Source organism: Streptomyces clavifer, assembly GCF_036345975.1.
Taxonomy (GTDB): Bacteria; Actinomycetota; Actinomycetes; order Streptomycetales; family Streptomycetaceae; genus Streptomyces; species Streptomyces clavifer.
In genome coordinates this window covers 6705545-6726772 of record NZ_CP107793.1, presented here as the reverse complement: position 1 = coordinate 6726772, position 21228 = coordinate 6705545, and the positions used below count along the sequence as shown (strand labels likewise).

General features: G+C 71.2%; 20 protein-coding genes and 1 riboswitch. Of the genes, 7 read left to right on the top strand and 13 right to left on the bottom strand.

Features of this window, described 5'->3' with window-relative positions; translation table 11 throughout:
- The first annotated feature begins 31 nt into the window (after positions 1 to 31).
- Genes OG927_RS29265 through OG927_RS29240 form a run of 6 tightly spaced genes read left to right on the top strand, consistent with a single transcriptional unit; the run spans position 32 to position 6265 of the window.
- Positions 32 to 991 (top strand): STM4015 family protein, encoded by a 960-nt coding sequence (locus tag OG927_RS29265; protein WP_124280472.1) that lies wholly within the window; start codon positions 32 to 34, stop codon positions 989 to 991.
- Between the two features lie 7 nt (positions 992 to 998).
- The gene (locus OG927_RS29260; protein WP_330321050.1) at positions 999 to 1964 is read left to right on the top strand and encodes an STM4015 family protein; all 966 of its coding nucleotides are present in this window, start codon (positions 999 to 1001) and stop codon (positions 1962 to 1964) included.
- The gene (locus OG927_RS29255) at positions 1945 to 3117 is read left to right on the top strand and encodes an STM4014 family protein (protein WP_330321049.1); all 1173 of its coding nucleotides are present in this window, start codon (positions 1945 to 1947) and stop codon (positions 3115 to 3117) included. The genes OG927_RS29260 and OG927_RS29255 overlap by 20 nt, the downstream gene beginning before the upstream one ends.
- A 37-nt stretch (positions 3118 to 3154) precedes the next feature.
- Positions 3155 to 3967, top strand: a complete 813-nt coding sequence (locus OG927_RS29250; RefSeq protein ID WP_124280475.1) for an STM4013/SEN3800 family hydrolase — start codon at positions 3155 to 3157, stop codon at positions 3965 to 3967.
- Positions 3964 to 5322, top strand: a complete 1359-nt coding sequence (locus OG927_RS29245; RefSeq protein ID WP_124280476.1) for an STM4012 family radical SAM protein — start codon at positions 3964 to 3966, stop codon at positions 5320 to 5322. Before OG927_RS29250 ends, OG927_RS29245 begins: the two co-directional genes overlap by 4 nt.
- A 58-nt stretch (positions 5323 to 5380) precedes the next feature.
- On the top strand, positions 5381 to 6265 hold the full coding sequence (locus OG927_RS29240) for an STM4011 family radical SAM protein (protein ID WP_124280477.1): 885 nt from the start codon (positions 5381 to 5383) through the stop codon (positions 6263 to 6265).
- Here the strand turns inward: OG927_RS29240 and OG927_RS29235 are convergent.
- The 3 genes from OG927_RS29235 to OG927_RS29225 all read right to left on the bottom strand — a co-directional run bounded on the left by OG927_RS29235 (position 6246) and on the right by OG927_RS29225 (position 8820).
- Positions 6246 to 6692: a GNAT family N-acetyltransferase gene (locus OG927_RS29235; RefSeq protein WP_330321367.1), complete on the bottom strand. Its 447-nt coding sequence runs from the start codon at positions 6690 to 6692 to the stop codon at positions 6246 to 6248. The genes OG927_RS29240 and OG927_RS29235 overlap by 20 nt on opposite strands.
- Positions 6693 to 6769: 77 nt before the next feature.
- Complete coding sequence (locus OG927_RS29230; RefSeq protein WP_330321048.1) at positions 6770 to 7585, bottom strand: SGNH/GDSL hydrolase family protein; 816 nt, start codon at positions 7583 to 7585, stop codon at positions 6770 to 6772.
- Positions 7586 to 7881: 296 nt separating this feature from the next.
- Entirely contained in the window at positions 7882 to 8820 is a 939-nt protein-coding gene (locus OG927_RS29225) for a M23 family metallopeptidase (RefSeq protein ID WP_056790597.1), read from the bottom strand.
- 4 nt (positions 8821 to 8824) lie between these two features.
- Positions 8825 to 8979, bottom strand: a riboswitch (cyclic di-AMP (ydaO/yuaA leader).
- 424 nt (positions 8980 to 9403) lie between these two features.
- Between OG927_RS29225 and OG927_RS29220 the strand changes: the two genes are divergently transcribed.
- Entirely contained in the window at positions 9404 to 10213 is an 810-nt protein-coding gene (locus tag OG927_RS29220) for a tyrosine-protein phosphatase (protein WP_056790600.1), read from the top strand.
- A 71-nt stretch (positions 10214 to 10284) separates the two neighbouring features.
- Here OG927_RS29220 and OG927_RS29215 read toward each other — a convergent pair whose 3' ends face one another.
- From OG927_RS29215 to hpnD, 10 genes are all read right to left on the bottom strand, one after another.
- Positions 10285 to 10458, bottom strand: a complete 174-nt coding sequence (locus OG927_RS29215; protein WP_164494092.1) for a DUF6126 family protein — start codon at positions 10456 to 10458, stop codon at positions 10285 to 10287.
- 71 nt (positions 10459 to 10529) lie between these two features.
- On the bottom strand, positions 10530 to 11198 hold the full coding sequence (locus OG927_RS29210; protein ID WP_209469259.1) for a helix-turn-helix domain-containing protein: 669 nt from the start codon (positions 11196 to 11198) through the stop codon (positions 10530 to 10532).
- Between the two features lie 59 nt (positions 11199 to 11257).
- Positions 11258 to 12655, bottom strand: a complete 1398-nt coding sequence (locus OG927_RS29205) for an aspartate aminotransferase family protein (protein WP_056790606.1) — start codon at positions 12653 to 12655, stop codon at positions 11258 to 11260.
- A gap of 112 nt (positions 12656 to 12767) precedes the next feature.
- Positions 12768 to 13934 carry a flavodoxin-dependent (E)-4-hydroxy-3-methylbut-2-enyl-diphosphate synthase gene (ispG, locus tag OG927_RS29200; RefSeq protein WP_330321047.1) on the bottom strand — a complete coding sequence of 389 codons (1167 nt, stop codon included), beginning with the start codon at positions 13932 to 13934 and terminating at the stop codon, positions 12768 to 12770.
- Positions 13935 to 13938: 4 nt separating this feature from the next.
- Positions 13939 to 14958 carry an adenosyl-hopene transferase HpnH gene (gene hpnH / locus OG927_RS29195; protein ID WP_056792476.1) on the bottom strand — a complete coding sequence of 340 codons (1020 nt, stop codon included), beginning with the start codon at positions 14956 to 14958 and terminating at the stop codon, positions 13939 to 13941.
- A 6-nt stretch (positions 14959 to 14964) separates the two neighbouring features.
- Positions 14965 to 15618 (bottom strand): phosphorylase family protein, encoded by a 654-nt coding sequence (locus OG927_RS29190; protein WP_056792475.1) that lies wholly within the window; start codon positions 15616 to 15618, stop codon positions 14965 to 14967.
- Positions 15619 to 15622: 4 nt separating this feature from the next.
- Positions 15623 to 17617: a squalene--hopene cyclase gene (shc, locus tag OG927_RS29185; protein WP_056792474.1), complete on the bottom strand. Its 1995-nt coding sequence runs from the start codon at positions 17615 to 17617 to the stop codon at positions 15623 to 15625.
- Between the two features lie 104 nt (positions 17618 to 17721).
- Positions 17722 to 18825: a polyprenyl synthetase family protein gene (locus OG927_RS29180; RefSeq protein WP_056792473.1), complete on the bottom strand. Its 1104-nt coding sequence runs from the start codon at positions 18823 to 18825 to the stop codon at positions 17722 to 17724.
- Positions 18822 to 20210 carry a hydroxysqualene dehydroxylase HpnE gene (hpnE, locus tag OG927_RS29175; RefSeq protein WP_056792472.1) on the bottom strand — a complete coding sequence of 463 codons (1389 nt, stop codon included), beginning with the start codon at positions 20208 to 20210 and terminating at the stop codon, positions 18822 to 18824. The genes OG927_RS29180 and hpnE overlap by 4 nt, the downstream gene beginning before the upstream one ends.
- A gap of 85 nt (positions 20211 to 20295) precedes the next feature.
- The gene (gene hpnD / locus OG927_RS29170; protein ID WP_330321046.1) at positions 20296 to 21216 is read right to left on the bottom strand and encodes a presqualene diphosphate synthase HpnD; all 921 of its coding nucleotides are present in this window, start codon (positions 21214 to 21216) and stop codon (positions 20296 to 20298) included.
- Between the last annotated feature and the right edge of the window lie 12 nt (positions 21217 to 21228).

The following is a 21228-nucleotide window of genomic DNA, read 5'->3' as shown; positions in this document are numbered from 1 at the left end:
CAATCGTCCTCAGTATCAGGAGCTCAGTGCCATGTCCGGTGTGGACCACCTGCACGAGTTGCTCGGCCTTCCGGCCGTCGATTTCCAGCACGAGACCGGTGGGGCGGCCCGCCCGGCGGCCGATGCCGTGGCCTGGCGCATCAGCGTCGACCCGTTCGACTCCGACAGGGAGGAGCTGACCTGGGAGCAGGAGTTCACGTCGTTCCTCGATGCCGTGGACCCGGCCGGGGTCGAGGCTCTGATCATCGGGCAGTGGGGGGAGACGTACGAGGAGACTTCGGCGTACCCCATCGGCCTCGTTGTCGCCGCGGCCGACCGGCTGACGTCGCTGCGCGCGGTCTTCGTCGGAGACCTGGTGATGGAGGAGGCCGAGATCTCCTGGATCCAGCAGTCCGACGTCACGGCTCTCCTCACCGCGTTCCCCGATCTCGAAGGGCTCGGGGTGCGCGGCAGCAGCGAACTGGTGTTCCCGCCGGTCAAGCACGGGTCGCTGCGCGCGCTCACCATCGAGTCGGGCGGCCTTCCCGTGGACGTGGTCCGGGGCGTACTCGACAGTGAACTGCCCGCGCTGGAGGTCCTCGACCTCTGGCTGGGCGTCTCGGCGTACGACGGCGACGTCGGCCTTCCGGACCTGGCGCCGCTGCTCGCCGGCACCCGCTTCCCCCAACTGCACCACCTGGGCCTGCGCAACAGCGAGATAGAGAACGAGATCGCGGCCGCCGTCGCCTCGGCACCCGTCGTCGCACGGCTCCGTACGCTGGACCTGTCCTGCGGCACGCTCGGGGACGAGGGAGCGGCCGCGCTGCTCGAGGGCCAGCCGCTCACCCATCTCACCACGCTCGATCTGCACCACCACTTCCTGACCGAGCCGATGGAACACCGGATCACAGCGGCTCTGGAGCCGCACGGTGTCCGGGTCGACCTGTCCGAGCGCTGCGAACCGTGGGGCGACCAGGGCGCGGCAGGGCGCTACACCACGGTTGCGGAGTGAGGGCACGATGACGATCGAACATCCCGATGTCTTCCACGGCCTGACGGTCCTCACGCTGCCTCAGCCCGACGACCCGCTGCCCGGGGGCCTGCCGGCGGCGGACTCCGTGGCCTGGCGACTGGACTGCGCGTGGAAGGAGCTGACGTTCTCCGAGCTATGGGAGCACTTCCTCGGCACGGTCGACCCGGCCCGGGTGCGAGCGCTGCTGATCGGCCCCTGGTGGCACGACGAGTACACCTCGTTCACCCCCGTGGTGGAGCAGGTCGCCGCGGACGCCCACCGGTTCCCGGCACTTCGCGCCCTGTTCCTCGCCGACGTGGTGGGCGAGGAGTGCGAGGTCTCCTGGCTGGAGATGTGTGACATCACCCCGCTGATCGACGCCTTCCCCCTCCTGGAGGAGCTGACGGTGCGCGGTGGCGGCGATCCCGTGCCGGAGGAGGAGAAGCTGCGGCTGCGGCCGGTGCGGCATGACGGGCTGAAGTCGCTGCGGTTCGAGTCCGGCGGCCTGCCGGGCCATGTCGTACGCGCGGTCGGCGCGTCCGAGCTCCCCGCTCTGGAGCGGCTCGAGCTGTGGTTCGGGGCCGGTTGGTACGGCGGCGACGCCACGGTGGAGGACATGCGTCCGGTGCTGTCGGGTGCCGCGTTCCCCCGGCTGCGCCACCTGGGCCTGCAGAACAGCGAGATCCAGGACGAGATCGCGACGGCGGTCGCCTCCGCCCCGGTCGTCGCCCGGCTGGAGTCGCTCTCGCTGGCGATGGGCACCCTCGGTGACGCGGGAGCGCAGGCCCTCCTCGACGGTCAGCCGCTCACCCATCTGACCTCGCTGGATCTGCACCACCACTACCTCACCGATCCGCTCGTCTCGCGCATCCGGGACCTGTGCGCCCGGGCCGGTGTGAAGGTCGATCTGGAGGAGGCGGACCACTGGGATCCCGAGGACGACGAGTCCCGGTATGTCGCGGTCAGCGAATAGCGTGCCGCCGCGCCTCGCGGTGGTCGGCAATCCCGGCAACCGCAGAGTGGCCCTCTTCCAGGACGCCGTGCGCGCCGCCGGGCTGCCGGACGCCCGCACGGTGTCCTGGCTCGAGGTGCTGAGGGGCGAGGCGGTCTTCCTGCCCGGCGAGCGGGTGCGCGTCGACTCGCCGGGGGAGGACGCCGAGGTCGAGCGGCTGCTGCGCGGGGTCGACGACCCGACCAGGGTGGAGGGCTCGGCCCGCTGGTACGCCCGCTTCACGTCGGCGGTACGGGACGTGGCTCGGGCGTCGACGGCGGCGGGAGCCGTCCTGCTGGACGATCCGGACGACATCGCCGTCCTGTTCGACAAGCGGCTCTGCCACGGTGTGCTGGACGCCGCCGGGGTCCCCTTGCCCGCCTCGCCGACGTCGGGGCCCTCGGGGGCCCCGGTGCGGGGGTGGGCGGACGTCCGTGCGCTGATGGCGGACCACCGCATGCCCCGGGTGTTCGTGAAACCCGCGCACGGTTCGTCCGCCTCCGGAGTGCTTGCCGTGGAGACGGCGGGTTCCGGCCGGGTGCGGGCGGCGACGTCGGTCGAACGGGACAGCGAGGGACGGCTCTTCAACTCCCTGCGGGTGCGCCACTGCACGACGGAGCGCGAGGTGGCCGCGGTCGTCGACGCCCTGGCACCGGACGGCCTGCACATCGAGCGCTGGCTGCCCAAGGCGTCGCAGCGGGGGCGGGCGGCAGACCTCCGGGTCGTCGTGGTCGCGGGCCGGGCGACGCACGCGGTCGTGCGGACCAGCCGGTCCCCCATGACCAACCTGCATCTGGGCGGTGCCCGCGGTGATCTCGACGCGGTACGGACCTCCGTCGAGGCGGCGGGCGGCAGCTGGGACGCGGCCCTGGCCGTGTGCGAGCGGGCAGCGGCCTGCTTCCCGGACACGCTGTGCGTGGGCGTCGATCTGCTGCCCGCCACCGGCTGGCGGCGCTTCGCCGTAGGTGAGGTCAATGCCTTCGGGGACCTCCTGCCCCGGCTGACCGGCCTGCCGGGCAGCGGCGCGGAGGGACTGGACACGTACGCGGCCCAGGTGGCCGCCGTGCTGAGGAACAACGAGGAACGGCCGAGGAACGACTGTGCGAGGAACGACCGTGCCACCACTACCTCCTGACGCCCCTCCCGGCGTCACGGATCCAAGCAATCCCGACATGAACACGGTGGTGGGCAGTCACGATCTGCTGCTCGTCACCCTGGACACGCTGCGGTACGACGTCGCCGAGGAGCTGGCCGCCGCGGGGCGCCTGCCGAATCTCTCCCGGCATCTGCCGGGCGGTGCCTGGGAGAAGAGGCATGCGCCGGGCAGCTTCACCTACGCCTCCCATCAGGCGATCTTCGCCGGTTTCCTGCCGACGCCCGCATCGCCCGGCCCGCACCCGCGCCTGTTCGCGGCGCGCTTCGCGGGCAGTGAGTCCACCGCGGACGGCACCTTCGTCCACGACACACCCGATGTGGTCTCCGGCCTCGCCGGGGCCGGCTATCGCACGGTGTGCGTCGGCGGGGTCGGCTTCTTCAACCGCCGCCCCCCACTCGGCTCCGTGCTGCCCGGAATGTTCCAGGAGAGCCACTGGGAGCCGGAATTCGGGGTGGCGTCGCCGACGTCCTTCGAGGAGCAGGTGGCGTGCGCCGAACAGGTCGTCGCGGAACTGCCCCGGGAGCAGAAGCTGTTCCTGTTCGTCAATGTGTCGGCCCTGCACCAGCCCAACTGGTTCCACCTGCCCGGAGCCACCGCCGACGCGGGTGACTCCAGGGCGACCCACGCCGCGGCCCTGGAGTACGTGGACCGGCACATCGGGCGCCTGTTCGCCGCCGCGAGCAGTCGCCGCAGGTGCTTCGCCATCGTCTGCTCCGATCACGGCACGGCCTACGGCGACGACGGGTACACCGGCCACCGGCTCGGCCACGAAGCGGTCTGGACCGTGCCGTACGCCCACTTCTTCCTCGATCCGGGGGCATCTCGATGACCAGCGCCACCAGGCCCTACCAGAGCTACGTCTACGCCTACCCGCACAAGACGGCGTACCGCCCGCTCGCCGCCCACCCCGCCGGCCGGCCGCTGCTGCGCGACCTGTGGGCGGCGGAGCGCAAGGACGCGCTCTCGCTCTACCTCCACATACCGTTCTGCGAGGTCCGCTGCGGATTCTGCAACCTGTTCACCCGGATCGGCGCACCCGACGAGCTGACCACGCGCTATCTGGACGCGCTGGACCGGCAGGCCTCCGCCGTCCGGGACGCGCTGGGGGACGACGGGCCGGTGCGCTTCTCGGCCGCCGCGTTCGGCGGTGGCACTCCCACCTTCCTGACCGCCGGCGAGTTGGAGCGGCTCTGCGACATAGCGGAGAAGCGGATGGGGGCCGATCTGCGGTCCGTCCCCCTGTCGGTGGAGACCTCGCCGTCGACTGCGACGGCGGACCGGCTGGCCGTGCTCGCCGACCGCGGCACCACCCGCATCAGCATCGGTGTGCAGAGTTTCGTCGACGCCGAGGCACGTGCGGCGGTCCGCCCACAGCACCGCTCCGAGGTCGAGGCGGCCCTGGGCCGGATCCGGGACGCCCGCATCCCGGTCCTCAACATCGACCTGATCTACGGGATCGACGGGCAGACGGAGAAGACCTGGCGCACCTCGCTGGACGCCGCCCTGGCCTGGCGGCCCGAGGAGCTGTACCTCTACCCGCTGTACGTGCGCCCGCTGACCGGCCTCGGCCGCCAGGGCACCGCGGCGGGCACAGCGGACGGGCCGGACGCCGCCTGGGACGAGCAGCGGCTGCGCCTCTACCGTGCGGGCCGGGAGCATCTGCTGGGCCAGGGGTACGAGCAGGTGTCGATGCGGATGTTCCGCCGTGCCGACGCGCCGCACGCGGGTCCCGACGACTACGCCTGCCAGACCGACGGCATGATCGGGCTCGGCTGCGGCGCCCGCTCGTACACCTCCTCGCTGCACTACTCCTTCGACTACGCGGTGGAGATGCGGGAGATCAGGGGCATCATCGACGGATTCACGGCGACCGAGGACTTCTCCCGCGCCGAGGTCGGCAGGTACGTCGACGGTGACGAGGCGCGCAGGCGCCACGTTCTGCAGTCGCTGCTCCAGGCCGGGGGTCTGCGGTCCGAGGAGTACCGAGAGCGGTTCGGGTCGGATCCCCGGGCCGACTTCACGGACGAGCTCGACCTCGTCGCCGGGCGCGGCTGGCTGGACACGTCCGCGCCCCCCGGTCTGCTGCGGCTCTCACCCGAGGGCCTGGCCCACTCCGACGCGCTGGGCCCGGAGCTCTTCTCCCCCGCCGTACGGGCCGCGATGGCCGCGTACGAACAGAAGTGAGCCGCCCGATGAGCACGGACACCCCGACGGTGGACCCGACGAACAGGGACCGATGAGCATGGACCTGACGATCCTGTACCGGGGCCCGCTGGCCTCGTGCGACTACGACTGCCCCTACTGCCCCTTCGCCAAGCGGCGGGACAGCGGCGAGCAGCTGCGCGCCGACCGGGCGGCACTGGAGCGGTTCACGGCCTGGGCCGCCGCGCAGACGGGCGACCGGCTGTCGGTGCTGTTCACTCCGTGGGGCGAAGGGCTGGTCCGGTCCTGGTACCGGAGGGCGATCATGGAGCTGTCGCAGCTGCCGCACGTGGGCCGGGTCGCCATCCAGACCAATCTCAGCGCCCGTACCGGCTGGCTGACCGGCGCCGAGCGCGACAAGGTCGCCCTGTGGTGCACGTACCACCCGGGCCAGACACCGTACGAACGCTTCCTCGGCAGATGCCGGGAGCTGTCGGACCTCGGAGTGCGCTACAGCGTCGGCGTCGTGGGGCTGGACGACCATCTGGAGGAGGCCCGGCGGTTGCGTGGCGCACTGCCCGACGAGGTGTACCTCTGGATCAACGCCGCCGAAGGGCACAGCTATACGGACGCGGAGGCGGACCGGTGGACGGCCCTCGACCCGCTCTTCCCCTACAGCAGGCACCCGCACAGCTCGGCCGGGCTGCCCTGCCGGACGGGCGAGTCCGTCATCTCCGTCGACGGCGAGGGTACGGTGCGGCGCTGCCACTTCGTCCGGGCCGAGCTGGGCAACCTCTACGACGGCAGCTACCGGCGCTCCCTCGGCCCGCGCGGCTGCCCGGCCGACGTGTGCGACTGTCACATCGGCTATGTGCACCTGGAGACGCTGCCGCTGTACGACGTCTTCGCGGGCGGCGTCCTGGAGCGGATCCCCGCGCGCCGGCAGACCCTGGATCTGTCGCCGGTCAGGCTCGCGGAGCGGTGACCGGGCCCGCCGGGCGCACCATGAAGACGTCGACCGGGTCCTGGGCCTCCATGACGAATCCCTGCCGCTCGTAGAGCCGGCGTGCGGCGCTGCCGCGCAGGACGGTCAGACGCACGGTCGCGCCTTCCCGGTCGGTGCCCTCCAGCACGGTACGCAGAACGGCGGATCCGAGCCCCCTGCCCTGGTGCTGCGGGGCCAGGTAGAAGTGCTCCAGCAGCTTCCCGTCGCCGGCGGGCCGGACGGTCACGCATCCCGCGAACCGGCCGCCGGCGATCACGAGGGACGTGTGCCGGGTGGAGAACGAGTCCCGCAGCCGCTGCCGCACGCGGTGCTCGTCGTAGCGTCCGAGGCGCTCGAGGTCCGCGCGCATGACGACGGCCCGCAGCTCCGCGACCGCCTCGACGTCATCGGCCCGTGCGGCGCGCAGCTCCCACTCCGGTACTCCCGGCGGACCGGTCCGTTCCGAGGCGGCCGCCGCCGGGAGCCGGGCGGTCGTCCGGGAACTCACAGCGGCAGCAGGTCGGGGCGCTTGGCTTCGACGTGGTCGCCGGAGGACTCGCCGCGCAGGCGTCGTCCGATCCACGGGACCAGGTACTCACGTGCCCAGTGGATGTCGTCGCGCCGCACTTCGAGCGTCCCGCGCTGGGCCTGCGGCGGCCACATCTGGTCGGGGTCGGCCGGCACGTCGAGTCCCAGGACCTGGGCGGCGCGCAGCGCGACCCGGGTGTGGCCCTCGGGCGAGAGATGCAGCCGGTCGTTGTCCCAGGCGCGCCTGTCCTGCACGGACCGCAGCGACCACAGGTCCAGGACCGGGCAGTCGTAGCGGTCGGCGATGGAGCGGACATGGGCGGTGTACGTGGCGATCTTGCCGCGCAGGTGACGGAGCACCGGCACATGCCGCGTGTCGAAGCCGGTGGTGACCATGACGGTGCCGACGGACTGCGTCAGATCGGCGACCGCGCGCTCGAAGCGTTCGGCCACGTCGTCCGGATCGGAGCCGGGCCGGATGATGTCGTTGCCGCCCGCGCAGAAGGTCACCAGATCCGGTGCCAGTTCCCTGGCGCGGGGGACCTGTTCCTCGACTATCTGGTCGAGGAGCCGTCCGCGTACGGCGAGGTTGGCGTACCGGAAGTTCCCGTGCGGGCCTTCGGGGACCCCGGGAACCAGGAGCTGGTCCGCGAGGAGAACCGCGAAGCGGTCCGCCCAGCCGAGGAGCCGCCCATCCGGACCCAGGTCCCCGACACCCTCGGTAAAACTGTCGCCGATCGCCGCGTACGACCCGATGATGCCTCGTTGTGTGTTTCTCGAATCGTCTGCCACAAGTGCATATCCTGCACCTTTGAATGTGACCTACGCGACCGTAATGGGGGGTTGACGGGTGGTGAGAAAGACCACCCGGTCAGGTTTTGGTAAAGCCGGAATAAGAAGAGGGGCGGTGCGCCGCCGCGCACCGCCCCTCTTCCCGGCGAACTGTCGAACTTTCGGGCCGACCGACGGCCGTGTCCCATGGAGGCCTTCACATGAAGACGCCCACATCGGGATGCTCATATCGAGACGTCACCCGAGGGCTTTCAGCTGGAGAGCCTCGCGGGAAGACGCCCGCCCGGAGACGCCCCTCAGATGGAGACGCCGTGCGCGCGCAGGTAGGCGACCGGGTCGACGTCCGAGCCGTAGCTCGGGCCGGTGCGGACCTCGAAGTGGAGGTGCGGGCCGGTGGAGTTGCCGGTGGAGCCGGAGAGGCCGATCTGCTGGCCGCCGGTGACGGTCTGGCCGGCGGAGACGTCGAGCGACGACAGGTGGGCGTACTGGGAGTACATCCCGTCGCTGTGCTGGATGACGACCTCGTTGCCGTACGAACCGCTCCAGCCGGCCGAGACCACGGTGCCCGGGCCGATGGACCGGACGCTCGTGCCGGAGGCGGCCTGGAAGTCGGAGCCCGTGTGGTAGCCGCTGGACCAGCTGGCGCCGGAGGCGCGGTACTGGGTGGTGACGTTGGCGTCGGCGACCGGGGAGGTCCAGCCGGAGCTGTTGCTCTCGGAAGCGGCGGAGGAGTCGGACGCGTTGGTGGCCGTCGTCTTCTTCTCGACCGGAGCGGCCGCCTCGGGGGTGGCCTCCGCCTTCGAGGGGGCGGCCTCGGACGGCGCGGCCTTGGGCGCGGACTGCACCGCCGGGCCGGACGCCTTGGCGCCGAGGGTCAGCTTCATGCCCGGGAGGATCAGGCTCGGGTTGTCGCCGACGACGTCCCGGTTGTCCTTGTACAGCTTCTCCCAGCCGCCCTTGAGCTTCTGGTCGGCCGCGATCTTCGACAGGTAGTCGCCCGAGACCACGGAGTAGGTCTTGGGCGCGCTCTGCTTCTTCGCCACCGAGGCGGCGGGCGCGCTGTGCGCCGCAGCCGCGGCCGCCGGCTTGGCGGCGGGAGCGGCCTGCTCCGCCGCGTGCGCACCGGTGGCGCCGATCAGCGGAAGGGCGAGAACGGCGCCGCCGGTCCCTGCGGCGAGGACGCCACGGGAGATCGGGCCGGTCTTCGTACGACGGTGCTTACCCTTTGCGGGCATGGGGATGTCCTCTCCGGCGCCTGCGAGGTGAGCTGTCGGGTTCGGGCTGGAGATGCCCGGCCGCGCTGGACGCGACTTGACCCCGAGCCGTCCCGGATCCCTCCGGTCGGCGGCTTGCCTGGTTCCCCCGCTCCTGCCACACGTAGGTCGGTGCGGATTCCGGGCGGCGGCAGGATTAGGCGTTCCGTCCGGATTGACCGTGACCGTAGGCGAGCCGGGACGCCGGGAACAAGCCGCCGGTTGCGGACCGGAATCCGCCCCTCCTTTCCCGTCCGGAATTCCGGTCACACTCCGTGGATTACGGATCTTGGCTTTCCGCGCGGCGTCCGGAATACCCGCCCGTGGTTCCGCCACACACCGTCACGGATATGATCCCGCTCACCTGCCGCCGCCCATCTCCCGCACAAGCGGGGCATGTTCTGCTAAATACACCAATACGGACATGGCGCGATTTCTCTTCCTTTCGGACCGGGCCGAAAACGGGGCGAAGACCGAGACGGTTGCCCGATGAATCCATGTCGTATCGTCGCGAGCGTGCCCTCGTCGGCGAGAGGCGCCGACGCCAGACACTTCAGGAGTCCTTGTGACGCAGCTGCCAGAGGTTCCGCCGACCGACACCGAGCTGACCGGTGTCCGCAACTTCCGCGACGTGGGCGGGCTCCCGACCGTGGACGGCCGGAAGGTGCGGCACGGGCGCCTCTACCGCAGCGGGCACCTGGCGCACGCCACCGAGGCCGATGCCGCGTTCCTCGCCGGCCTCGGGCTGCACACGGTCTTCGACTTCCGCAACGCGGCGGACCACAAGCTCGACGGCCTCGACGTGGAGCTGCCCGGCGTCCGCAACGTCAGCATCCCGCTCTCCGACCCCGCCGACGGCGCCGAGTTCTGGCGGCTCGTGCGTGACGGGAACATCCAGCAACTGCGCTCGATCCTCGCCGACGGCAGGGGCAGCGACCGCATGATCGCCTCGTACCGGTCCATCATCACGGACCGCACGGCCGAGCACAGCAGGGTGCTGCACGCGCTGGCCGAGGACAGCGTTCCCGCGCTGATGCACTGCGCGGCGGGCAAGGACCGGGCCGGCCTGTCGATCGCGGTCTCGCTGCTGGCGGTCGGGGTCGAGAAGGAGGCCATCGAGGCCGACTACCTGAAGTCCAACGACGCGCACCGCCGCTACAAGGTGCGGCGCAGCGACACCTCGTCGGCGGGGATGTCCGACGAGGTGATGGAGCTGCTCAATCCGCTCTTCGGCGCGCACCCCGACTACCTCGCCGCCGCGTTCACCGCGATCGAGGAGACCTGGGGCGGCACGGAGCGCTACCTCACCGAGGGCCTGAAGCTGACGCCCGCCACCCGCGAGCGTCTGCGCGAGCGCCTCGTCGAGGACGCGTAGGGCCGAGGCGCCGGCGAGCCGGCCCCACCTCCACCGTGAGCGGCAGACCCTCCCCCGCCACGTCCGGCGGGTCAGCTCTTGCCCGCCACGGTGAACAGGACGTAGAGGAACGCCGCGATGACGTGCCCGGCCACCAGGTACGCGAAGAGCCGGATGACCACACCGCGGGGCATCTTCCGCTCCTGCGTGTCCGTGCCTTTCTGCCTGCGGGGCGTGAGCGGGTCGTAGTCTGCTGAATCGGACATGACAGTCCTCTCTTTCGACCGCTCGGGCCGAGGGGAACGAAGGATCTGAGGGGTATCGGGACGGGCGGGGTTCACACCCGGTGGACCTCGCCGCCCAGGCACAGCTCGGCTGCGGGACTCTGCAGCAGTGTGTGGACGAAGAGCAGCCGCACGCCTCCCCGGTCGAGGGCGGCGATCCGGTGCGGGGTGAGCGAGTCGAAGTGCGCGCTGTCACCGGGCCCGAGGTCGTGCACGGTCTCCCCCAGGGTCACCCGCAACCGCCCGTCGAGGACGTACAGCCATTCCTCGCCGGGATGGACGCGTACGAGATCACTCTGTGCCCCGTACGGGACGCTGACGCGCAGCGCCTGCATGGCACGGCCCGAGGCGCCGGCCTGGTGGTACAGCCAGCCGTCGGCCTCGGCACCGCCGAAGCCTCCGCCTGACCCTTCGAAGGGGGCCACTCCGGGGCGGGAGATCGCCCCTCCGCCGACGGCACCGCCGCGGACGATCGCGTCACGTTCGGGCGGCATCTCCCCGAGGAGTGCGGAGACCGTCGTACCGTAGATGCGGGCGAGTCCGAGCAGCATGGGGAGCGAGGGCTGCCTTCGGCCCGTCTCGAGCCGGGAGAGGTGGGCCGGGGAGAGCCCCGCCCGCCCGGCGGCGGTCTCCAGGGTGAGGCCCCGGTCGCGACGCAGGTCACGCAGGCGCGGCGCGACCCCCGGCAGATCGTCGGCCACCCCTCCTTCGGGAGGTTTCATACATTCATTGAGCCAGGATCTTTCCTCTCGGGCAAATTTCTTACCTCAGAGGCAAGAGCTCAGCGGTTGGCCACCGCCTGCTTCACCAAGGTCCTGCCGAAGTCCCACATCAGCCCGCCCCCGTCGTGCGCGTCGTCCATGACCGCGCTGAAAGCGGTCACGAAGCGGTCCACCTCCCGCTCCCCGATGACCAGCGGCGGAATCAGCTTGATCACCTCCAGGTGGTCTCCGGACACCTGCGTGAGGATGCGGTGTCTCTGCAGCAGCGGGACCACGACCATCTGTGCGAAGAGGCCCTTCCGCGCCGCCTGCAGCATGGTCCAGCGGCTGCGGAGCTTCAGCGAGGAGGGCCGGCCGAACTCGATGCCGATCATCAGCCCCCGCCCCCGGACCTCGTGCAGCAGCTCGTAGCGGCCGACGAGTGCCGCGAGCCGCTCCCGCAGGAGATCACCGGTGCGGCGGGCGTTCGCGACGGTCTCCTCGTCCTCCATCACGGCGAGCACCGCGAGCCCGGCCGCCATGGCCTGGGCGTTCGATCCGAAGCTCGCGGAGTGGACGAGGACCCGGTCCATGGAGGAGTAGACGCGCTTGAAGATCCAGTCCTTGCCGAGCGTCGCCCCGACCGGCACGTAACCGCCGGACAGCGCCTTGGCCACGCAGACCAGATCGGGCTCGACGCCCTCCTCGTGCTGGTAGGCGTAGAAGTCGCCGGTCCTGCCGAGCCCGGTCTGCACCTCGTCGGCGATGAGCACCGCCTTGTGCCGGTGCAGCAGCTCCTGCGCCGCCCGCAGGAAGCCGGGCGGCGCGGCATGGACACCCTTGCCCTGGATCGGCTCGACGACCAGACCGGCCACATCGCCGCGCTTCAGCTCGCGCCTCAGGGCGTCGAGGTCGCCGAGCGCGATCTCCGTGTCGGGGAGCAGGGGTGCGAAGCCGTCCCGGAAGCCGGACTCGCCGTTGACCGAGAGCGAGCCGGTGGTCAGTCCGTGGAAGGCGTGGGTGCAGTAGAGGATGCGCCGCCTACCGGTGGCGTAGCGGGCGAACTTGAGCGCGGTCTCGACCGCCTCGGTCCCGCTGTTCCCGAAGAAGACCCGGTCAAGGTGCGGGCTGTGCGCCAGCAGCCGCTCGGCCAGCAGTCCGGGCAGCGGCTGGCAGTCGAAGCGTGTGAGGTCGGCGAGCGAGGCGTCGAGGACGTCGTGCAGGGCCTTGCGCACGACGGGGTGGTGCCGGCCCAGCCCCATCACGCCGAAGCCTGCGAGCATGTCGAGGTAGTCGTTGCCGTCCGCGTCCCAGAAGTACGCGCCTTCGGCCCGCTCGTAGACCTTGTCGAAGCCGAGCGTGCGGAGCATGCGCGGCAGTTGGTGGTTCAGGTGCCGGGTGTGCAGCTCGTAGCGTTCGGCGCCGCGTTCCGCGAGGAGCCGTGCCAGGTCGAAGCCCGTGGGCCCGTCGTCCTTCATTCCCCGCTCTCCCTTCGCCGCGTTCCGGTGCCGTGACCGGCTCGGTGCCCTGCGGTCCCGAGCCCCGTGGTGATTCCCCATCGTCGTGTTCGGGCCCCTTCCCGGTCCTGGTTCAGCTCACGGTCACGGCCGGGACCCCGGAGGCGGCGCCCGCCTCCTCCATGCCGTCCGCGATCTTCATGGCTTCCTCGATGAGGGTCTCCACGATCTTCGACTCCGGGACGGTCTTGATGACCTCGCCCTTCACGAAGATCTGGCCCTTGCCGTTGCCCGACGCCACACCCAGATCAGCCTCACGGGCCTCACCCGGACCGTTCACGACACAGCCCATCACCGCGACCCGCAGCGGGACCTCCAGACCGTCCAGCCCCGCACTGACCTGATCCGCCAGCTTGTACACATCCACCTGCGCCCGCCCGCACGACGGACACGACACGATCTCCAGACGCCGCTGCTTCAGATTCAGCGCCTCCAGGATCTGCAGACCCACCTTGACCTCCTCCACCGGAGGAGCCGACAACGACACCCGGATCGTGTCCCCGATCCCCTCCGACAGCAGCGCACCGAACGCCACCGCGGACTTGATCGTCCCCTGGAACGCGGGGCCGGCCTCGGTCACACCCAGATGCATCGGGTAGTCGGACTGCGCGGCCAGCTGACGGTAGGCGTTCACCATCACGACCGGGTCGTTGTGCTTCACCGAGATCTTGATGTCCCGGAACCCGTGCTCCTCGAACAGCGACGCCTCCCACAGCGCCGACTCCACCAGAGCCTCCGGCGTCGCCTTCCCGTACTTCCGCAACAGCCGCGCATCCAGGGAACCCGCGTTCACACCGATCCGGATCGGCGTCCCCGCATCCCCGGCAGCCTTCGCGATCTCCTTGACCTTGTCGTCGAACTGCTTGATGTTGCCCGGATTCACCCGCACCGCCGCACACCCCGCGTCGATCGCCGCGAACACGTACTTCGGCTGGAAATGAATGTCCGCGATCACCGGGATCTGCGACTTCCGCGCGATCGTCGACAACGCGTCCGCGTCGTCCTGCGTCGGACACGCCACCCGCACGATCTGACAGCCCGACGCCGTCAGCTCCGCGATCTGCTGCAACGTCGCACCGATGTCCGACGTACGCGTCGTCGTCATCGACTGCACCGACACGGGAGCATCCCCACCGACCGCCACCGACCCGACCTGGATCTGACGGGTGACGCGTCGGTCGGCGAGCGGCCGGGCCGGCAGCGCGGGGAGACCCAGCGCGACCGGCTCTCCCGCGGTCATGGCGTCACCGGTTCCCGCCGATGGTCTCCCGCGCCGCCCGCAGGGACTCCTTCAGCGACCCCATGGTGGCGAGGACGGCGGTCGGCTCGTAGCCGCAGTGCGCCATGCAGTTGGCGCACCGCGGGTCCTTGCCGCGTCCGTACTTCTCCCAGTCGGTCTCCTCGATGAGCTCCCGGTACGTGGGGACGTACCCGTCGCTCATCAGGTAGCAGGGACGCTGCCATCCGAAGAGCGAGTAGTTGGGGATCGCCCAGGCCGTGCACGGGAAGTCCGCCTTGCCCTCCAGGAAGTCCAGGAAGAGCGGCGAGTGGTTCAGGCGCCAGCGGGCCCTGTTCCCGCCGGCGAAGGACTTCTTGAAGAGCTCGCGGGTCTGCTCCACGCCCAGGAAGTGCTCCTGATCGGGTGCCTTCTCGTAGGCGTACGCGGGCGAGATCATCATCTCGTCGACCTTCAGGTCGTCGTTGAGGTAGTTGAGGACCTCGATGATGGTCTGGGGGGTGTCGGTGTTGAAGAAGGTGGAGTTGGTGGTGACCCGGAAGCCGCGCCGCTTGGCCTCCTTCATCGCCTCCACCGCCTCGTCGAAGACACCTTCCTTGGCGACGGACTCGTCGTGCCGCTCGCGCAGTCCGTCGATGTGCACGGCGAAGGCGAAGTACGGCGACGGCGTGAACTTCTCGAGCTTCTTACGCATCAGCATGGCGTTGGTGCAGAGGAAGACGTACTTCTTCTTCGCCACCAGCTGACGCACGATCTCGTCGATCTGGGGGTGCATCAGCGGTTCCCCACCGGCGATGGACACCATCGGGGCGCCCGATTCGAGCACCGCCCCGACCGCCTGGGCGACCGGCATGCGCTGCTTGAGCACCCCGGCCGGGTGCTGGATCTTCCCACAGCCCTCGCACGCCAGATTGCAGGCGAACAAGGGCTCCAGCTCGACGATCAGCGGGAACTTGTCCCGCTTGCGGAGCTTCTGTTCGATCAGATACGTCGCAACCTTGATGGACTGACGGAGCGGCATGGCCATCTGGGCTCACCTCCTGGGGAGCAGCAAAGATCGGTGCCATTCATGGAAAGCCGGAAGGACAGCACGAAGAACACGGAATGCCGATATTCCACCGCGGACCGTGCCGATACGGACGAGCTCGTACTCAGGAGCGTCCACGACCACTCGTACGGCCGCAACCGGGCGGGGGCCGGTCCGTACAGCGGTGCGGAGCGTGGCGGCGGACTCCATGTCCACCGCGATGGCTCCGGTGGCCCGGAGCCCGGCGCGTTCGGCACCCCGGACGACGTGACCGGAGCCGGTCACCGGCCCGGTGTGGACGTTGCGGCCCGGTACCGCTCTGGTCAGCGCGTCGACCAGCAGACCCGTCCCGGTACAGGCCGTCGTGCCGCTGTCGTCCCGGGTCTCCTCGGCCACCACGAGGTCACCGGGGTGCATGCCGGGGGCCAGCCCCGCGCAGAAGCCCGAGGCGATGACCGCGGCGCCCCGGACCCCGTCCTGTCCCAGCGCCCGGCGGACGGCGTTCTCCGCGGCCTTGGGACCCATCCCGGTCCTGATGACGGTCACCGGGCCGGGGCCGCCCTTCCCCCTGCCCGTGCGCAGGGCGAGGTGCTCGATGCCGAGCGCGCAGGCGATGAGCAGTGGCATGACGGGGGCGGGGTGCCTCCGGGCATCGCCCATCCGGTCAGGCCCCCTTGCCGGTACCGGTGGCGAACGGGTCGCCGTAGACGTACCGGCCGAGGGCGGTGAGGGGGAACACCTGCCGGTAGAGGTGGTAGTTGATGGAGAAGTCCCAGGGGAAGCCGGTCCCGGTGAAGTAGGGCTCGTCCCACGAGCCGTCGGCCTGCTGGGTCCCCGCCAGCCAGCCGATTCCCCTCGCGACGGGCCTGCCGTCGCGCTCCCCGGCCGCGAGGAGTGCGAGGAGTGCCCAAGCGGTCTGGGAGGCGGTCGACGCACCGCGTCCGACCCACTCCTCCTGCTGGTAGGAGCGCAGGTCCTCGCCCCAGCCGCCGTCCTCGTTCTGGACGGACTCCAGCCATCCGACGGCCCGCCGGACGGAGGGGTGCGCCGCGGGCAGCCCGGCCGCGATCAGGGCCGGCACCACGGACCCGGTGCCGTAGATGTAGTTGACGCCCCATCTGCCGAACCACGCACCGCTCGCCTCCTGTTCGGCGAGCAGCCACTCGATGCCGCGGCGGGTGCGGGGGTGGCTCGAACGCCCCTCGACGGCGAGCATCTCCACCACGTGCCCGGTGACGTCGGCGGACGGCGGATCGATGACCTCGCCGAAGTCGCAGAACGGCAGCCGATTGGGGAAGGGGCTGGTGTTGTCCGCGTCGAAGGCGCCCCAGGCGCCGTTGCGGGACTGCATGCCGAGGTTCCAGCGCACCCCGCGGTCGATCGCGGCCTCGACCCTCTCGGGGTCGGGGTGACGCACCCGGCGCAGCGCGAGGACGACTTCCGCGGTGTCGTCGATGTCGGGGTAGTTGTCGTTGTGGAACTCGAACGCCCACCCCCCCGGGGCCAGTCGGGGCTTGCGCACCGACCAGTCGCCCGGCCGTACGATCTCCTCGCCCAGCATCCAGTCGGCGGCCTTCACGAGGGCCGGGTGGTCGGGGCTCAGCCCGGCGTCGGCGAGCGCGATGGTGGCGAGGCAGGTGTCCCAGACCGGTGACTGGCAGGCTTCGACCATACGGGCGCCGTCCTCGCGCAGGACGGTGAACCGGTCGAGCGAGGCGAGTCCGGCGCGCATCACCGGGTGGTCGAGGTCGTAGCCCAGCAGGTGCAGGGCGATGACGGAGTAGACGGCGGGCGGCTGGATCCCGCCCCAGCACCCGTCGTTCTCCTGGCGCTCGATGATCCAGCGGGCCGCCGCGTTCATGGCGATGCGCCGCAGTCCGCGCGGGGCGACCTTGTGGTAGAGGTGCAGTGCCTTGTCGAGCCGCTGAAAGACGCCGTCCCAGCTGGCCACCGGAGCCGTACGCCCGGGAGGGTTCGGGCGGGCGGGGTCGGTGTGCAGCTCGTCGAGGGTGAACGGGGCGGGGCGGACGGGCCGCTTCGCGGAGACGACGGTGAGCGGGACGATGGTCTGACGGGCCCAGCAGCCGAAGTCGTAGATGTTGAGCGGGACCCACTTCGGGAAGAACATGAGCTCGGGCGGGAGCTCGGGCAGGTCGTCCCACTTCCACCAGCCGAAGAGCGCGAGCCAGATGCGGGTGAAGACCCGGGCTGCCGCGATGCCTCCCCGGTCCCGGACGAAGCGGGCCGCACGGATCATGTGCGGGTCGTCCGGCCGGTCTCCGGCCAGCCGGAGCGCGACGTACCCCTCGATGGTGGCGGAGAGGTCGCCGGGACCGCCGTGGAAGGTCGCCCAGGTTCCGTCGCCCAGTTGCTCGCCGCGGATGAAGCGGGCTGCCGCCTTCACGGTGGCCGGGTCCTGGATGCCCAGGAACTGACGGAGCAGCAGGTCCTCGGCGTCCATCGTGACGTTGGTGGCGAGGTCCCCCTTCCACCAGCCCTGCTCGTCCTGCCTGCCGAGGAGGTGCCGCACCGAGCGTTCCGCGGCCTGCCGCGCGGCGGCGAGCACATCGTCCGCGGCAGTGGTCGTGTCGGTCGGATCGCTTACCGGGGCTGCGCGGAGGTTCGCGGCTCCGGTGCTTCCGTCGGTCGTCGCTGTCATGGCTTCCCCTTCGTGCAGTTGGTCCGCTGCTGTGCTGGGGTCTCCGTCGGCGGGTGCCCGGTCAGGGCACCCGCCGGCGACTGCGAGTCATATGCGAATGGTGATCATCTCTTTCGTACGACGACGAAGTCGGCAAGTGCGGTGAGCTGTGCCCGTACCTGTTCCGGCATGTCGACGCCGTGCAGTGCCTCGATGGCCACGGCGTGCTGACGACGGGCTTCCTGGGCGGTCCACTCCCGGCCGCCCGCCTCCTCGATGAGTGCCGCGCGTGCGGCGAACTCCTCCTCGGAGAAGCTGTCGAAGTCGTTGCTCTTGGCGTCGGCGGCCAGCAGCTCGCCCAGCTGGGCGGAGGCCGGTCCGCCCGCGGCGAGCGCGGCGACGACGGGCAGGGACTTCTTGCGCTGGCGCAGATCACTCCAGGTCTGCTTGCCCGTGGACTCCGGGTCTCCCCAGATCCCGAGCAGGTCGTCGACGGCCTGGAAGGCGAGGCCGAGGTGGTAGCCGTACGCCTCCAGTGTGTCGGCGGTGCGGTCGTCGGCGCCGCCGAGCACCGCTCCGATGGACACGGCGCAGGCGAGCAGCGCGCCCGTCTTGTTGCCCTCCATCTCCAGGCACTCCTCGACGGTGACCCGCTCGCGGTGCTCGTAGGAGATGTCCTGGGCCTGCCCGTCGATGAGCTTGCGGGTGGCGGTGGTCAGCCGGCGGGCCGCCCGGCCTGCCTCGACGGTGCCGAGCTCCAGCAGGATCTCGTTGGCCAGCGCGAAGAGCGCGTCGCCGACGAGGATGGCCTGGGCCGGCCCGTGCACCTTCCACACGGTGTCGCGGTGGCGGCGCTGCTCGTCGCCGTCCATCAGGTCGTCGTGCAGCAGCGAGAAGTTGTGCACGAGTTCGACGGCGACGGCGCCGGGGATGCCGGCCTCGGGCGGCGCGCCCGCGGCTTCCGCGGACAGCAGGGCGAGCGCGGGGCGCACGGCCTTGCCGCCGTCGCCGTCGGCCGGCCGGCCCTGGGCGTCGATCCAGCCGAAGTGGTACGCCGCGACGGTGTCCATGGGCGGCGCCAGCCGGTCCACGGCAGCTCGCAGCACCGGCGTTGACAGGGCCCTTCCACGCTCCAGAAGCGCGGTGACGTCCGTGGTGTCCGCCACGGTGTCGTAAGCCGGATTCGCCGGGGTCACAGACTCTCCTCTTGTTCCGGTGGTACTGCTCATGCCGCTTCCTGCAGCGGATGTTCGTGGGGTCGTCCGAGGGTGTGGAGCGCGGCGTCCGCGGCACTGAAACCGCTGCGGACCGCACCCTCCATCGTGGCGGGCCAGCCGGTGGCAGTCCATGCGCCTGCCAGATGGAGTCCGGGGGCACGGGTGTGCGCACCCGGCCTCAGCCGCCCCGTCCCCGGAGCGGGTGCGAACGTCGCGGTGCGCTCGCGGGTGACGAAGAAGTCGCGGACACCGGCGCCGCGCGCGGCGGGGAGGAGCTTCTCCAGCTCGGGCAGGTAGCGCCTGCGCAGCTCGGCGACGGGCAGGTCGATCTCGTCCTGGGCCGCGGACTGGGACACCGCGAGGTACTGCCCGCCGCCCCGGAGCCCGGACGTCGCGGTGCGGTCGAAGACCCATTGCACGGGCGAGCCGAGCGCGGCGAAGAACGGCCGGCGCAGCACCTTGCGGTCGTAGACGACGTGCACGTTGAGGATCGGCGCGTCGGTCAGTTCCAGGAGCCGGCCGGGGTCGTCGATCGCCCCGTCCGGCAGCAGCCCGTGGGTCTCGCCCTGAGGTACGGCGAGGACGACGGTGTCGGCCTCGAACCGTGAGCCGTCCGTCCCGACGGCCCACCGGCCGTCCTCGGTGCGGGTGAGGGAGCCGGCCCGGGTCCGTACGTGGAGCCGTACGCCCGCCGACTCGAGGGCCTTGCGGGCGAGGGTGTCGTGCAGCTCGCCGAGCGGCACGGCGGCCCAGCCGATGTCGGCGGCGCCGGGCTCGGAGAGCAGCCCCGTCTTGAAGACCATCGCGGCCAGTGCCATGGAGGCGTCGGGGGCGGTGGCGTTGAGCGTGGCGACGCCGACGAGGTCCCAGAGCGCCTCGACGGTCCGCTGCGACTGGCCGTTCCGGCGCAGCCAGGTCGCGAAGTCGATGCCGTCGAGCGCGGGGTCGGCCGGGTCGAGCCGGCCCAGCGCGAGTGCCGCGCGGGCGACGCCCGCCTTCTCGGCGAGCGTGAGGTGCGGGTAGGCGGCGAGCCCGCCGGCGAGGTGCAGGGGCACGGGCAGCCCGGTGCGGCGCAGCCGTCCGAGCCTCGGCCCCCGGGCCCGCCCCACATCGAGTACGGGGACGTCGAGACGCTCCTGCAGGGGGGCGAGGTGGGTGCCTTCGATGCGGTCCAGGAACCAGCGGTAGGCGGTGCAGCAGCGCAGGAAGACGTGCTGGCCGTTGTCGACGGACAGCTCGCCGCGGCGGAAGGAGAAGGCCAGGCCTCCCAGCCGGGGGCGGCCTTCGAGCAGGGTCACGTCGAGCCCGGCGTCGGCGAGGCGCAGGGCGGCCGTCACTCCGGCGAGACCGCCGCCGACGACCACGGCACGCGAGGAGCGCGGGTCCTGACCGGTCATGTGTGCTCCCTCCGTCGCGCCGTCGCACTCAGGGACGCGTGGGGCGGGTGCGGGGTTGCCCGCTCGGCGTCGTCCACGGGGCGCATCAGGCCCTCCCCCGGGTGGTCCGGCGCGAGATGTACCGCGCGTCCAGGCCCGACAGCCCGCGCACGGCGACGTACGCCTTCTCGTGGCCGGGCAGGGACACCCTGCCGCGCAGGACGGCCTCGGGGTCGCGCTCGATCCGGTCGAGGAGCCGGCGGTAGATGCCGGCCATGGCCGCCACGCAGGCGCCGCTGCGCCGGTCCAGCATGGGCAGCAGCCGGTAGCCCTCGGCGAAGAGGGCGCGGGCGCGCCGGACCTCGAAGTGCACCAGGCCGGCGAAGTCGGAGCCGGGGGGCGGGGTGGCCCGGTGGAAGCCGGCGGAGCAGCCGAACTTGGCGAGGTCGTCGGCGGGCAGGTACGTGCGCCCGTTGCCCGCGTCCTCACGGACGTCGCGGAGGATGTTGGTGAGCTGGAGTGCGAGGCCGAGGGTGTCGGCGTACTCCGCGGCCCGGTCGGCCCCGGGTGCGCCGGGTTCCGTACCGAAGACACCGAGGCTGAGCCGCCCGATGGCGCCCGCGACGCACCGGCAGTAGGTCCTGAGGTCGTCCCAGGTCTCGTAGCTCGCACCGCGCACGTCCATGAGGACGCCGTCGATCAGCTCGTCGAGGCCGCCGAGCGGCAGCGGGAACCGGCGCGCGGAGTCCGCCAGCGCGACGGCCACCGGGTCGGTGTCGTCCTCGTCGACCGCGCCGTCGCGGATCCGGCCGAGGAGCTCGCGGGTGTCCTCCAGCCGGGTCCGCTTGGTCTCCGGGGCCAGCTCGCCGTCGCCGATGTCGTCGACGCGGCGGGAGAAGGCGTACAGCGCCGACATGGCCTGCCGCTTCTCGTACGGCAGCAGTCTGATGCCGTAGGCGAAGTTACGGGCCTGTTGTCCGGTGACGGCCTCGCAGTAGCTGTACGCGGCCTGTACCGGTGCCGACATGTACGTCGTCTG

Coding starts and splice junctions, on each gene's coding strand:
- OG927_RS29180 (WP_056792473.1), bottom strand. CDS start 18,825: ATGAGCAGTACCACCGGAACAAGAGGAGAGTCTGTGACCCCGGCGAAT.
- OG927_RS29260 (WP_330321050.1), top strand. CDS start 999: ATGACGATCGAACATCCCGATGTCTTCCACGGCCTGACGGTCCTCACG.
- OG927_RS29190 (WP_056792475.1), bottom strand. CDS start 15,618: ATGGGCGATGCCCGGAGGCACCCCGCCCCCGTCATGCCACTGCTCATC.
- hpnH (WP_056792476.1), bottom strand. CDS start 14,958: ATGGCCATGCCGCTCCGTCAGTCCATCAAGGTTGCGACGTATCTGATC.
- OG927_RS29210 (WP_209469259.1), bottom strand. CDS start 11,198: ATGAAACCTCCCGAAGGAGGGGTGGCCGACGATCTGCCGGGGGTCGCG.
- hpnD (WP_330321046.1), bottom strand. CDS start 21,216: ATGTCGGCACCGGTACAGGCCGCGTACAGCTACTGCGAGGCCGTCACC.
- ispG (WP_330321047.1), bottom strand. CDS start 13,934: ATGACCGCGGGAGAGCCGGTCGCGCTGGGTCTCCCCGCGCTGCCGGCC.
- hpnE (WP_056792472.1), bottom strand. CDS start 20,210: ATGACCGGTCAGGACCCGCGCTCCTCGCGTGCCGTGGTCGTCGGCGGC.
- OG927_RS29265 (WP_124280472.1), top strand. CDS start 32: ATGTCCGGTGTGGACCACCTGCACGAGTTGCTCGGCCTTCCGGCCGTC.
- OG927_RS29250 (WP_124280475.1), top strand. CDS start 3,155: ATGAACACGGTGGTGGGCAGTCACGATCTGCTGCTCGTCACCCTGGAC.
- OG927_RS29240 (WP_124280477.1), top strand. CDS start 5,381: ATGGACCTGACGATCCTGTACCGGGGCCCGCTGGCCTCGTGCGACTAC.
- OG927_RS29245 (WP_124280476.1), top strand. CDS start 3,964: ATGACCAGCGCCACCAGGCCCTACCAGAGCTACGTCTACGCCTACCCG.
- OG927_RS29225 (WP_056790597.1), bottom strand. CDS start 8,820: ATGCCCGCAAAGGGTAAGCACCGTCGTACGAAGACCGGCCCGATCTCC.
- OG927_RS29255 (WP_330321049.1), top strand. CDS start 1,945: ATGTCGCGGTCAGCGAATAGCGTGCCGCCGCGCCTCGCGGTGGTCGGC.
- OG927_RS29215 (WP_164494092.1), bottom strand. CDS start 10,458: ATGTCCGATTCAGCAGACTACGACCCGCTCACGCCCCGCAGGCAGAAA.
- shc (WP_056792474.1), bottom strand. CDS start 17,617: ATGACAGCGACGACCGACGGAAGCACCGGAGCCGCGAACCTCCGCGCA.
- OG927_RS29205 (WP_056790606.1), bottom strand. CDS start 12,655: ATGAAGGACGACGGGCCCACGGGCTTCGACCTGGCACGGCTCCTCGCG.